Origin of the sequence: Actinoplanes sichuanensis (assembly GCF_033097365.1) — a bacterium.
GTDB classification, from domain to species: Bacteria; Actinomycetota; Actinomycetes; order Mycobacteriales; family Micromonosporaceae; genus Actinoplanes; species Actinoplanes sichuanensis.
Genome location: NZ_AP028461.1, coordinates 8,216,515 through 8,229,503, shown reverse-complemented (window position 1 = coordinate 8,229,503; position 12,989 = coordinate 8,216,515). Strand labels below are relative to the sequence as shown.

The following is a 12,989-nucleotide window of genomic DNA, read 5'->3' as shown; positions in this document are numbered from 1 at the left end:
CCAGCGGATCCGCCTCCGGTACGCGAAGCGTGGCCCACTGCGTTTCACCTCGCACCGTGACTTCGCTCGCGCCTTCGAGCGGGCGCTGCGCCGTGCGAACGTGCCGATCGCCTTCTCGCAGGGCTTCACCCCACACCCCAAGATCTCGTACGCCAGCGCCGCCCCGACCGGCGTCGGCAGCGAGGCGGAGTACCTGGAGATCGGCCTGCAGGCACCGGTCGACCCGGCGGAGCTGCGCGTCGCCCTGGACGCCGCGCTATCCCCGGGCCTGGACGTGCTGGAGGCGGTGATCGCCGGCCCGGGCAGCCTGGCCGACCGGATCGACGCCTCCCACTGGCGGCTGGAGCTGCCGGGCGTCGGGACCGCCGAGGCGGAGAAGGCCGTGGAGGCGTTCCTGGGCTCCTCGGAAGTCCTGGTCGAGCGCATGACCAAACAGGGCCGCCGCAGTTTCGACGCGCGGGCGGCCGTCTCGCGGTGTGAGGTCGCCGGTGAGCCGGACCTACCTTCCGAGGCCGTTGCGGTACCGTGTGCGATAATCGACCTTGTCGTACGGCAGGTGACTCCCGCCGTGCGGCCCGATGACGTCCTCTCCGGCCTGCGCGTGGTGGCCGGCCTGGAGCCGCCGGTGCCCCCACGGGTGACCCGGCTGGCCCAGGGCACACTCACCGCGCAGGGGGAGATCGCTGATCCGTTGGACGCGGATCGCGTGGACGTCGGCATCGGAGAACGCTAGCCGGGAGGTCGGTCGGCGTTCGCCGAGCTTGTTTCAACGTGGCGAGAGGCGGCAACACCCGGCGCCGGACAACGGACCGGTGGTCTTCGGCTGATGCCAGGTTGAGACAAGTTCACTGGCAGACTTCGGCAAGCCCGACTTGTGAAGGCCGGGCCCGAAAAACTTTGCAGCGACCCTGCGTGGCAGCGCTCACCCGCGCCCGGGGTCGCCGAGAACTGGAGAGCGCCCCATGCTCGATAACGAGCCCCCAGTCAACCTGGGTGATCAGGGCGGCGAACCGGGTGGAGCGACAGCTCCCACCGGTGATACCGCCGCAAGCACGACCCCGGCCCGCCGGACGCGCGCCCCGCGCCGCAAAGCAACCGCGCCGCCCCCGGAGATCCCGGGGACCGACGGCGCCGCCGAGCCCGGTGCCGCGAGCGAGGCGAAAGCCGCCGGCGACGAGCCGGTCGCGCCGGTGAAGAAGGCCACCAGGGCCCGCCGTAAGAAGGTCGAGCCGGTCCCCGAGACGCCGACCGCTGAGACGCCGGTCACCGAGACGCCGGTCACCGAGACGCCGGTCACCGAGACGCCGGCGGATGAGAGCGCCGCCGCTGAGTCACCGGCTGGTCCCGCCGTCGAGTCAACGGCCGGTCCCGTCGCCGAGATCGCCGAGGCGCCCGTCGCGCCGGTGAAGAAGGCCACCAGGGCCCGCCGTAAGAAGGTCGAGCCGGTCGCCGAACAGCCCGCGCTCATCGAGGACCCGACCCCCGCCGACGTCCCGGCCGAGGTGGCGGTCATCGCGTCCGCCGACGAGGAGCTCACCGAGGACGAGGCCGCCCTCATCGAGGACGCCGCCGTGGAGGCCGCCTCCGCGGCCCGCGCCGCCGGTGTCCCGATGGTCGGCATCCTCCCGCTCGACGACGACTTCGTGGAGGAGCAGCCGGCCGAGCCCACCCGTGGCCGCCGCGCCGCCCTGCCGCCCGCGGTGCTGTTCATGCCGCCGGAGGCCACCCAGGCCGAGCCGGTCGCTCCGGCGACCCGTCGTCGCCGCCCGGCCGCCGCCGTGCCGGAGGTCACCGTCGAGCCGGTGGCCGCCGAGGTGACCGCCGAGCCCGAGACCATCGCGGAGGAGCCCGCCGAGGGCGCCCGCCGCAGCCGTCGCCGTCGCCGGGGCGCGGCCGAGGAGCCCGCCGAGGTCGCGGTCGCCGAGGCCGAGCCCGCCGTGGACGAGGCCGACGAGAGCGCCGACGACATCGAGGACGGCGACGAGGGCGACGACGACGAGGACGGCGGCCTGGGCCGTCGCCGCCGTCGGCGGGGCCGTCGTGGCCGGGGCCGGGGCAAGGGCCCGTCCGACGACGCCGAGGACGGTGACGCCGACGCCGAGTCGGACGCGGAGGAGGGCGCCGAGGCGTCCGCCGACGAGGGTGAGGACGAGGAGGAGCCGGAGGACGGCGAGAGCGAGGGCGACGGGGTCACCCGCCGTCGGCGTCGCCGCCGCCGTAAGGGCTCCGGTGACGCCGAGACCGGTGGCATCGAGGACGGCGTGCACACCGTCGTCCGGGTTCGTGAGCCCCGCCGTACCTCCGACGAGGTGCAGGGCGTCTCCGGCTCGACCCGGCTGGAGGCCAAGCGCCAGCGCCGCCGGGACGGCCGTGAGCAGCGTCGCACCCGCCCGCCGATCCTGAGTGAGTCGGAGTTCCTGGCCCGTCGCGAGGCGGTCGACCGGGTCATGGTGGTCCGGCAGAAGCAGGACCGTACCCAGATCGCGGTCCTGGAAGACGGGATCCTGGTCGAGCACTACGTGGCCCGGGCGACGTCCGGCACCATGGTCGGCAACGTGTACCTGGGCAAGGTGCAGAACGTGCTGCCGAGCATGGAGGCCGCGTTCGTCGACGTCGGCCGTGGCCGTAACGCCGTGCTCTACGCCGGTGAGGTCAACTGGGACGCCACCGGTCTGGAGGGGCGCGCCCGCTCGATCGAGCAGGCGCTGCGCTCCGGCGACTCGGTGCTGGTGCAGGTCACCAAGGACCCGATCGGTCACAAGGGCGCCCGGCTGACCAGCCACATCGCGCTCTCCGGCCGGCACCTGGTCTACGTGCCGAACGGCAACGCCTCGGGCATCAGCCGCAAGCTGCCGGACAACGAGCGCAAGCGGCTGCGCGACATTCTGAAGAAGCTGGTGCCGGACGGCGCCGGGGTGATCGTCCGGACCGCGGCCGAGGGCGCGAGCGAGGACGAGCTGGCCCGGGACGTCAAGCGGCTGCAGGCGCAGTGGGAGGACATCCAGGCCCGGGCCACCGAGGGCAACGCCCCGCGGGCGCTCTCCGAGGAGCCCGACCTGGTGATCCGGGTGGTCCGGGACCTCTTCAACGAGGACTTCCGCGAGCTGGTGGTGCAGGGCGAGCAGGCGTACGCCGAGGTCGAGAACTACCTCGACTCGGTCTCCCCGGACCTGGTGGAGCGACTGCGGCGGCACACCGGCATGGCCGACGTCTTCGCCGAGTGGCGCATCGACGAGCAGATCATGAAGGGCCTGGACCGCAAGGTGTTCCTGCCGTCCGGTGGTCACCTGGTGATCGACCGGACCGAGGCGATGACCGTCGTCGACGTCAACACCGGTAAGTACACCGGCGCCGGCGGCAACCTGGAGGAGACGGTCACCCGCAACAACCTGGAGGCGGCCGAGGAGATCGTGCGCCAGCTGCGGCTGCGTGACCTCGGCGGCATCGTGGTGATCGACTTCATCGACATGGTGCTGGAGAGCAACCGGGAGCTGGTGCTGCGCCGGCTCACCGAGTGCCTGGGCCGGGACCGGACCAAGCACCAGGTCACCGAGATCACCTCGCTGGGCCTGGTGCAGATGACCCGGAAGCGGATCGGCGCGGGGCTGCTCGAGGCGTTCAGCGAGACGTGTGACCACTGCAAGGGTCGCGGTGTGGTGATCCACCCGGAGCCGGTGCCGGAGAAGCGGTCGAACGGCGGTGGTTCCACCGGTGGCGGCGCGAGCACCCAGGTGAAGACGGTCGCCGCGGCGCCGGCCCGCACCGAGGCGCCGGTGCAGCAGCAGCCCGCGACCCGCCAGCGGCGGCGTCGGGGCGGCGACAGCACTCCGGTGGAGCAGCCGGTCGAGGCCGTGGAGACGGTCCCCGAGGTGACCGAGGTCGTGGCGCCGGTCGTGGAGCCGGCCGTGGCGCCGGTTGTCGAACCGGTCATCGAGCCGGAGCCGGGCCCGGCCGCGGAGGTGGCCGAGGTGCCGCCCGCCCCGGTCGCCGGGTCGGGCATCGTCCGGCGGGCGCCGAAGCCGGCGCTGACCACCTCGGACGATGGCGACGACTACGACATCAGCGGGTACGACCTGTCCCGCTACGACGTTCCCGCCGAGCAGAACGGCACGCACGGGGAGTCCGCGGAGGAGCCGCTGCGGCTCGTCGGTGCGGACGACCCGGATGCGGCGGAAGACGACGAGGACGAGGACGACGACGTGGTGGGCGCCGGTACAGGCACTCGCCGCCGGTCGCGTCGCGGTGGCGCGAGGCGGCGTACGCGTCCCTGACCTGTGTGAACCCGGCCCGGCAGTTACTTGTAAAGAAAGTTAACTGCCGGGCCGGGTTTTCCGTTACCCTCGGCGGATCGATCCCTGTCCCCCGAGGAGACCGAGTTCCATGCGCATCCCTGCCCTCGTCCCGACCCTCGCCGCCGTGGCGATCTCCGCGGTCCTGCTGACCGGCTGCTCCGGAAGCGACGAGCCGCCCGCCCCCGCCACGCCTGACGGCAGCGCGCCCGCGGCTCAGCAGACCGAGAAGCCGACCGATGCCGCGCTCTCCGAGGACACCGAGGCGATCTGCGCTCAGGCGAGCCGGACCAGCAACGAGTTCGGCAAGACCTTCGCCGAGGACTACCAGTTGCTCGTCCGGGCCGCCGCCGAGGGTGCGGAAGCGAAGGCCAAGGCGCAGGAGAAGGTCACACGTGACCTGCAGAACTTCTCCTTCGCCCTGCTGGACATGTCCAAGCTGGCCGCCGACCCGGCGGTGAAGAAGGCGCTGAGCTCGATGGGGGCTCAGGTCACGGCGCTCAAGGGCGACGTCACCAAGGTCGACGAGAAGAAGCTGGCCGAGCTGCACGCCGTGCTGGACAAGGCCTGCGGTCGAGGGTGACAGCCCGGTTTGGGTCTCGGCCCTGCGATGAAGTAGTCTTTCCGACGGCGCCTTTTCGGCGCTAGCTCCGTGCGCGCTCCATGATCGCATCAACTGGGTCACTTGAGCGCTTGCCGGAATCTCAGCACCATCCGCCAGCAGTCATGTGGCTGCGTAAGTCTCAGGGAGTCCGCGTCCCATGTACGCGATCGTCAAGACCGGCGGCAAGCAGTACAAGGTTGCCGAGGGCGACGTGATCGAGGTCGAGAAGCTCGCGGGTCAGCCCGGCGACGCCCTGACCCTCGCCGCGGTCCTCCTCGTCGACGGTGACAACCTGGTGACCGAAGCGGCCAAGCTTGCCAACGTTACGGTGTCCGGCGAGATCGCCGAGCACACCAAGGGTCCGAAGATCCGGATCCACAAGTTCAAGAACAAGACCGGCTACCACAAGCGCCAGGGGCACCGCCAGCCGCTGACCCGCGTCAAGGTGACCGGCATCAAGACCGGGAAGTAGGCGCGCCATGGCTCATAAAAAGGGTGCATCCAGCTCGCGTAACGGCCGTGAGTCCGCCGCCCAGCGACTTGGTGTCAAGCGGTTCGGTGGCCAGCTGGTCAACGCTGGCGAGATCCTGATCCGCCAGCGGGGCACGAAGTTCCACCCCGGCGACCTGGTGGGCCGTGGCGGCGACGACACGCTGTTCGCGCTCGCCGCCGGCAACGTCCAGTTCGGCACCGCGCGCGGTCGCAAGACCGTCAGCATCGTGCCGGTCGCGGAGTAGTTTTTCTCTACAGCGGGCCGTGGACCCTCGGGTCCGCGGCCCGCTGTTGTTTTCTGCGGTGCTTCCAAGCGCCGTGCATCGATCTGGAAAACGGAGTCGCAAGTGACCACGTTCGTCGACCGGGTAGTGCTGCACCTGCAGGCGGGTGACGGCGGCCACGGCTGTGCCTCCGTGCACCGGGAGAAGTTCAAGCCGCTCGGCGGACCGGACGGCGGCAACGGCGGGCACGGCGGCAGTATCACCCTGGTGGTGGACCCGCAGCAGCACACCCTGCTGGACTTCCACTTCCATCCGCACATCAAGGCCAACAACGGTGGTGGCGGCGCCGGCTCGAACCGGGACGGCGCGACCGGCCGTGACCTGATCCTCAAGGTGCCGGACGGCACGGTCGTGCAGACCGAGGACGGCGAGGTGCTGGCCGACATGGTCGGCGCCGGCACCGAGTTCACCGTGGCCCGGGGCGGTCGCGGTGGCCGGGGTAACGCGTCGCTGGCCAACGCCCGGCGCAAGGTGCCCGGCTTCGCCGAGCTGGGTGAGCCCGGTGACCAGCTGGACGTGGTGCTGGAGCTGAAGAGTGTCGCCGACGTCGGTCTGGTCGGCTTCCCGTCGGCGGGCAAGTCGTCGCTGATCGCGGTGATGTCCGCGGCCAAGCCGAAGATCGCCGACTACCCGTTCACCACCCTGGTGCCGAACCTGGGTGTGGTGCAGGCCGGCGAGCACACCTACACCATCGCCGACGTGCCGGGCCTGATCCCCGGCGCGGCCACCGGCAAGGGCCTGGGCATGCAGTTCCTGCGGCACATCGAGCGGACCTCGGTGCTGGTGCACGTGCTGGATGCGGCGGCGCCGGAGATCGAGCGTGACCCACTGGCCGACCTGGACGCGATCGAGGCCGAGCTGTCCGCGTACGGCGGGCTGGAGGACCGGCCCCGGATCGTGGTGCTGAACAAGATCGACATCCCGGACGGTCGCGACCTGGCCGAGATGGTCCGCCCCGACCTGGAGGCCCGTGGCTACCAGGTGTTCGAGGTCAGCGCGATGACCCGGGAGGGCCTGCGCGAGTTCGGCTTCGCCCTGGCCAAGCTGGTCGCCGAGTACCGCGCCGCCAAGCCGGTCGAGGAGGCCACCCGGATCGTGATCCGCCCGCGCGCGGTCGACGACACCGGCTTCACGATCGAGCAGGACGAGGACGGCGTCTTCGTGATCCGCGGCACCCAGGTGGAGCGCTGGATCAAGCAGACCAACTTCGACAACGACGAGGCGGTCGGTTACCTCGGTGACCGTCTGGAGCGGCTCGGCGTCGAGGCGGAGCTCTCCAAGAGGGGCGCGCAGGCGGGCGACCCGGTGCGGATCGGCACCCGGGAGTTCGACTGGCACCCGAACGCCGGCGAGTACGTCTCCGGCCCGCGCGGCACCGACTCCCGTCTGGAGGAGCTGGACACCAGGCCGTCGGCGGCGCAGCGACTCGCGGCCCGCAAGGCGCGTCGTGTCCGCAACGAGGACGAGATGGTGCACATGGCGGCCGACGGCACGGTCAGCACCATCACCAACTCGAAGCTCCCCGTGCTGGTGAGTGACGAGGATGACAGCGAGGGCGACACCGACGAATAGGCATCCGGCCAGATCAGCGCAACCCGCCGGAAACGGTCGTCACCTAGAGTCACCTCTGTGTTGATCGAAATCCGTCCCTCGCTGGACCCGGAACTCGCCGCCCTCATCACTGCTCAGCAGCGGGAACTGGTCGAGTCCGGGGTCCTGGCGGGCCGGATATTCGAACCGGACGATGACGTCGAGTATCTGGTCGGTGTCGTGAACGGCCGGGGTGTCGCGTGTGCGGCCTGGCAGGCGCACGGGCCGGGCGCCGCCGAACTACGGCGGATGTACGTGCGCCCGGCCTTCCGCGGTCGCGGCCTGGCCCGCCAGATGATCGTGGCGATCGAGGAGGAGGCGCTCGCCGCCGACCGGCCCCTGCTCCGGGTGGAGTTGGAGTCCGGGCTGGCCGCGGCGATCGCCCTCTATCAGTCGTCCGGGTACCGGCAGGTCACGCCGATCGCGCCGGGCCGGGTGCGGTTCGAGAAGCGGCTGCCCGCGTTAGTCCAGTAGGCCCAGGGCGGTACGCGTACGGCGTACCGTCTCGGAGGCTCTCGGCCGGACCCGCTCGGCGCCCTCGGCAAGGATCTTCCGGACATGCCCGGGGTCGTCGGCGAGCTCGGCGTGCCGCGCCCGGATGGGCGCCAATAGCGCCTCCACCGCGTCGGTGACCTCGCGTTTCAGCTTGCCGTAGGAGTGCTGGTCGGTCGGCGGTCGACCGGTGCAGGCGGCCAGGACGTCGATCAGATTGGTGACGCCCGGCTGGTTCTCCGGGTCGCGGCGGACCGCGCCGATCTCGTCGGTGACCGCCCGCGCGATCGTCCGGCGCACCACCTCCGGCGGGTCGAGTAGCGCGATCCGCCCGGTTCCGGTGCTCTTGCCCATCTTGGTGGTCGGGTCGGCGAGATCCATCACCCGGGCGGCGGCCTCCGGACGCACCCCCTCGGGCACCGTGAAGGTCGGCCCGTAGCGGCTGTTGAACCTGGTCGCGAGGGTACGGGCGAGCTCCAGGTGCTGGTTCTGATCGTCGCCGACCGGCACCTGCAGCGTGTCGTGCAGGAGGATGTCGGCGGCCATCAGCACCGGATAGGTGAGCAGGCTCAACCGGACGTGACCGCCGCCGGCCGACTTCTCCTTGAACTGGATCATGCGGGCCGCCTCGCCGAACCCGGTCACGCATTCCAGCAGGTAGTGCAGTTCGGTGTGCTCCGGCACGTGCGACTGCACGACGATCGGGGTGCGTTCCGGATCCACTCCGGCGGCCAGCATCACCGTCGCCTGTTCGAGCGTGAGGGCCCGTACCCGCTGGGGGTCGTGCTCGATGGTCATCGCATGCAGATCCGCGATGAGCGCGATGGAATCGGTGTGTCCCTGCACCGCGAGCAGCGGGCGCAGAGCGCCCAGCAGATTTCCGAGATGCAGATGGCCGGTGGGCTTGAAGCCGGTCAGGCGGCGGGTCGCTGTCATGTCGATCTCCTTGGAGGGGGTACGGGTGACCGCCCGCCGGGAGACCAGGATCACGAAAACGGCCGCCCGGTGAGGGCGGCCGCGGAATGATGAACGCGCGTGTGGGTGAGCCGCCCCGTCAGGGCAGCCACCACTCGCTACGAGAGACGCGCATGAGGTCAGACTAGCCTGCCCGTCGAGCGGGCCGCCCACCTGTAACGGCATGATTGTCGTCATGCCGACCCTGACCCGTGCCGAGGCGGTCGAACGAGCATCACTCGTCGACGTCGAGGAATACCATGTCGACCTGGACCTGACCGGTTCCGGTGACACCTTCCGATCCCGTGTCACAGTGCGTTTCCACGCCCGGGCCGGCGCCGCGACCTTCCTGGAGTTCGAGCCGGTCGAGGTCGCCTCGATGACGCTGAACGGCGTTCCCGTCGACCCGGCCGCCGTCACCGGCGACCGACTCGAGCTGACCGGCCTCGCCGAGGCGAACACGCTGGTCGTCGACGCTCTGATGCGGTATTCGAACGACGGCGAGGGCCTGCATCGCTACACCGATCCGGGTGACGGCAACACGTACCTCTACCAGCACCTGTTCATCAACAACGCCGGGCGGGTGCTGCCCAGCTTCGACCAGCCCGACCTGAAAGCGGTCTTCCGGGTCAGCGTCACCGCACCCGCGGAGTGGCTGGTCGCCACCAACGGCGAGCTCGTCTCCCGGGACGGCGGCCGGTGGGAGTTCGCGCCCACGAAGCGCATCTCCACCTACCTGGCCTCGCTGATCGCCGGGCCGTATCACGCGGTCACGAGCGAGCACGACGGCATTCCGCTGGCCGTCTACGCCCGGGCCGCGCTCGCCGCCCACCTGGACGAGCAGGCGCCGGAGATCTTCGAGCTGACCCGACAGTCGCTGGACCGGTTCCACGAGATGTTCCGGATCCGCTACCCGTTCGGGCACTACCAGCAGGCGTTCGCGCCCGAGTTCAACTTCGGCGCCATGGAGTACCCGGGCATCGTCGTCTTCCGGGACGAGCTGATCCCGCGGTCGGCGGTCACCGACGCCGACCGGGAGCGCCGGGCCAACATCATCGCCCACGAGATGGCCCACATGTGGTTCGGTGACCTGGTCACCATGGCCTGGTGGGACGACCTGTGGCTGAACGAGTCGTTCGCCGAGTACCTGGGCTCCCGGGTCACCGCCGAGGCAACCCGCTTCGCCGACGCGTGGACCACGTTCGCGATGCAGCGCAAGGCCTGGGGTCTGCGCGCCGACCAGCGGCCCTCCACCCATCCGGTCGCCCCGGCCAAGGTCGACGACACCGAGCAGGCGCTGCTCAACTTCGACGGCATCTCGTACGCCAAGGGCGCGGCGGTCCTCAAGCAGCTGGTCGCGTGGCTCGGCGACGAGGCGTTCCTGAGCGGACTGAACGCCCACTTCGAGGCGCACGCCTACGGCAACGCCACCCTGGCCGACCTGCTCGGCGCCCTGTCCGAGTCGAGCGGCCGCGACCTGTCCGGCTGGGCCGACGTGTGGCTGCGGCACGCCCAGGTCAACACACTCCGTGCCGAGATCACCCGGGACGGCGCGGACTACGCCGAGGTGGCCGTGGTGCAGACCGCCCCGGACGGGCACCCCACGCTGCGGCCGCACCGGATCGGTGTGGGCCTCTACGACCGGGCGCCGGACGGTGACGTGGTGCTGCGGGAACACCTCGACGTGGAGGTGGACGCGTCCGGGCGTACCGTGCTGGCCGCCCTCGCCGGGAAACGCGCCGCCGACCTGCTGCTGCTCAACGACGGCGATCTGACGTACGCCAAGATCCGCCTCGACGACGACTCGGCCGCCGCCGTACCGCTGCTGCTGCCCCGCCTGGGCGACCCGCTGGCCCGCGCGGTGGTCTGGGCCGCCACGCTGGACGCCGTGGTCGACGGCGAGCGCCCGGTCGCCGAGCTGGTCACCCTGGTCCTGGCCGCGCTGCCGATGGAGACCGAGGTGGTGGTGGTCGAGGACGTGCTGCGGGCCACCCGCGGGCTGGTCGACAGATACGCCGGCCCGGCGACCCGTCCGGCCGGGCTGGAGCTGCTCGCCCAGGCCGCCGACCGGCTGCTCGCGGTGACCGGCCCCGGCGACTCCCGGCAGCTCGCCGCCGCCCGCGGGCTGATCGGTACCACTGTCGACACCGCCCGGCTACGCGACTGGCTGGCCGGCGAGAACGTGCCGGAGGGCCTGGCCGTCGACGCCGACCTGCGTTGGCTGATCCTCTACCGGCTGTCCGTGCTGGGTGCGGTGGGCGCCGCCGAGATCGACGCCGAACTGGACTCCGATCGCAGCGCCTCCGGCGAGCAGTGGGCCGCCACGTGCCGGGCCGCCCGCCCGGACGCCGAGGCCAAGGAGGCCGCCTGGGCCGCGATCGTCGGCGATGCCAAGCTGTCCAACCGGCTGGCCGAGCGGACCGCGGCCGGTTTCTGGCAGCCCGAGCAGCTGGACCTGCTGGAGCCGTACGTGAAGCGCTACTTCGCCGACATGCCGGAGATGATGCGGATCCGGGGTGGGATGAGCGCCGAGCACATCGCGACGATGGCCTACCCGTCGGTGGCCGTCGCCGAGCGGACCAGGCAGTTCGCCGCCGAACTGCTGGCCGGCCCGGCCCTGAACCAGATCCTGCACCGGGTGGTCCAGGACGCCGACGACGACATGCGCCGGGCCCTGGTCGCGCGCGGCTGACCCGATTCGCCCGACTCCACCCCCGTGCCCGCACGGTCCTCGTAGCCTGTGGCTACGGGGGTGGATGCGTGGAGTGGTCCGAGGAGCTGTCCAGCGGTCTGCTGCAGGCCGCGCCGGACGCGATCCTGGTCCTGGACAGCGGCCGGATCGTGCTGGCCAACGACCGTGCCGGGCAGATGTACGGCTGGCCCACCGCCGAACTCGTCGGACAGCCCGTGGACGTCCTGCTCACCGACGCCTCCCGAGCCCTCATGCCGGAGCGTCAGCGCCTGATCGAGGAGGCCGTGTCCGGGTCGATCGGCCGGATCGTCACCACCGCCCGCCGCCGGGACGGCACCGAGTTCCCGTGCGAGTCGTCCACCACCCTGGTCGACACCGACCAGGGCCGGGTGGCCGTCGCCGTGGTCCGCGACATCACCGAGCGAGTGCTGGCCGACGAGGAGAAGGAACGGCTCCGCGCCGAGGCGCAGGCCCACCGTGACCAGCGCCTGGAGAGCCTCGGGCAACTGGCCGGCGGCATCGCCCACGACTTCAACAACATGCTCGGGGTGATCCTCAACTACGCGAACTTCGTCATCGAGGAGGCGGAGGCCGACGAGCCGGACATCGCGATGATCGCCTCCGACGCCAAGCAGGTGGTCCGGGCCGGCAAACGCGGTACCGACCTCACCCACCAACTGCTCGCCTTCGCCCGGCGCGAGGTGGTCCGCCCTCAGCCGGTCGACCTGAACGCGCTGATCACCGGCGCGCAGGACCTGCTGCGCCGGACCCTCGGCGAGCACATCAGCCTGATCCCGCGGCTCGGGCCGGACCTGCCGACGGTCACCTGCGACCCGAACCAGATCGAGCAGATGCTGGTCAACCTGGCCCTGAACGCGCGCGACGCGATGCCGTCCGGCGGCCAACTGGTGATCGACACCGGGCTGCTCGACTCCCGGGTCCGGCTGCGGGTCTGCGACTCCGGCCGGGGCATGCCGGCCGAGGTGGCCGAGCGCGCGTTCGAGCCGTTCTACACCACCAAGGGCAGCGGTGAGGGGACCGGACTGGGTCTGGCCACCGTCTACGGCATCGTCACCCAGGCCGGCGGCGAGGTGACCCTGACCAGTGAGGTCGGGCTCGGCACCACGATCACCGTGCTACTGCCGGCCGGTACCGCGCCGACCGATCCGGAGGCCGGCGGTGAACCGGCCGGAACCGTGGGCCGCGGCGAGACGCTGCTGGTCGCCGAGGACGAGGACGCGCTGCGTGACGTGGCCGGGCGGATCCTCACCGGGGCCGGCTACCGGGTGCTGCTGGCCGAGGGCGGGGCGCAGGCGCTGGAACTGGCCGAGCACCACGAGGGCGACATCGACCTGCTGGTCAGCGACGTGGTGATGCCCGGGATGCTGGGCAAGGAACTGGCCGAGCGGCTGGTCGTGGCCCGGCCCGGCACCCGGGTGCTCTACATGTCCGGCTACGCCCAGCCGGTCCTGGCCTCGCAGGGCACCCTGGATCCCGGGGTGGCTCTGCTGGAGAAGCCGTTCACAGCGGGCGACCTCTTGAGCGCCGTCCGTCGCCGCCTAGACGGTTGACGGTCTCCATCCGACCGCCCG

At 71.3% G+C, this 12,989-nt stretch carries 10 protein-coding genes; 9 read left to right on the top strand and 1 reads right to left on the bottom strand.

What is annotated here, in order from left to right:
• Nucleotides 1-7: 7 nt before the first annotated feature.
• From Q0Z83_RS37735 to Q0Z83_RS37705, 7 genes are all read left to right on the top strand, one after another.
• On the top strand, nucleotides 8-733 hold the full coding sequence (locus Q0Z83_RS37735) for a TIGR03936 family radical SAM-associated protein (RefSeq protein ID WP_317797226.1): 726 nt from the start codon (nucleotides 8-10) through the stop codon (nucleotides 731-733).
• 229 nt (nucleotides 734-962) lie between these two features.
• Nucleotides 963-4,271: an Rne/Rng family ribonuclease gene (locus Q0Z83_RS37730; protein ID WP_317788104.1), complete on the top strand. Its 3,309-nt coding sequence runs from the start codon at nucleotides 963-965 to the stop codon at nucleotides 4,269-4,271.
• 109 nt (nucleotides 4,272-4,380) lie between these two features.
• Complete coding sequence (locus tag Q0Z83_RS37725; RefSeq protein ID WP_317788103.1) at nucleotides 4,381-4,872, top strand: hypothetical protein; 492 nt, start codon at nucleotides 4,381-4,383, stop codon at nucleotides 4,870-4,872.
• 178 nt (nucleotides 4,873-5,050) lie between these two features.
• Nucleotides 5,051-5,365 carry a 50S ribosomal protein L21 gene (gene rplU / locus Q0Z83_RS37720; protein ID WP_093621557.1) on the top strand — a complete coding sequence of 105 codons (315 nt, stop codon included), beginning with the start codon at nucleotides 5,051-5,053 and terminating at the stop codon, nucleotides 5,363-5,365.
• A gap of 7 nt (nucleotides 5,366-5,372) precedes the next feature.
• Entirely contained in the window at nucleotides 5,373-5,630 is a 258-nt protein-coding gene (gene rpmA, locus Q0Z83_RS37715; protein WP_093621556.1) for a 50S ribosomal protein L27, read from the top strand.
• Between the two features lie 102 nt (nucleotides 5,631-5,732).
• Nucleotides 5,733-7,241, top strand: a complete 1,509-nt coding sequence (obgE, locus tag Q0Z83_RS37710) for a GTPase ObgE (protein ID WP_317788101.1) — start codon at nucleotides 5,733-5,735, stop codon at nucleotides 7,239-7,241.
• Between the two features lie 57 nt (nucleotides 7,242-7,298).
• Nucleotides 7,299-7,733 carry a GNAT family N-acetyltransferase gene (locus Q0Z83_RS37705; RefSeq protein WP_317788100.1) on the top strand — a complete coding sequence of 145 codons (435 nt, stop codon included), beginning with the start codon at nucleotides 7,299-7,301 and terminating at the stop codon, nucleotides 7,731-7,733.
• Here the strand turns inward: Q0Z83_RS37705 and trpS are convergent.
• Nucleotides 7,722-8,687 (bottom strand): tryptophan--tRNA ligase, encoded by a 966-nt coding sequence (gene trpS / locus Q0Z83_RS37700; RefSeq protein WP_317788099.1) that lies wholly within the window; start codon nucleotides 8,685-8,687, stop codon nucleotides 7,722-7,724. The two genes, Q0Z83_RS37705 and trpS, sit on opposite strands and share 12 nt — an antisense overlap.
• A 214-nt stretch (nucleotides 8,688-8,901) precedes the next feature.
• Between trpS and pepN the strand changes: the two genes are divergently transcribed.
• Both pepN and Q0Z83_RS37690 read left to right on the top strand, forming a co-directional pair.
• Nucleotides 8,902-11,397, top strand: a complete 2,496-nt coding sequence (pepN, locus tag Q0Z83_RS37695) for an aminopeptidase N (RefSeq protein ID WP_317788098.1) — start codon at nucleotides 8,902-8,904, stop codon at nucleotides 11,395-11,397.
• Between the two features lie 68 nt (nucleotides 11,398-11,465).
• Nucleotides 11,466-12,968, top strand: coding sequence for a hybrid sensor histidine kinase/response regulator (locus Q0Z83_RS37690; protein WP_317788097.1), 1,503 nt, complete (start codon nucleotides 11,466-11,468; stop codon nucleotides 12,966-12,968).
• Nucleotides 12,969-12,989: the final 21 nt, after the last annotated feature.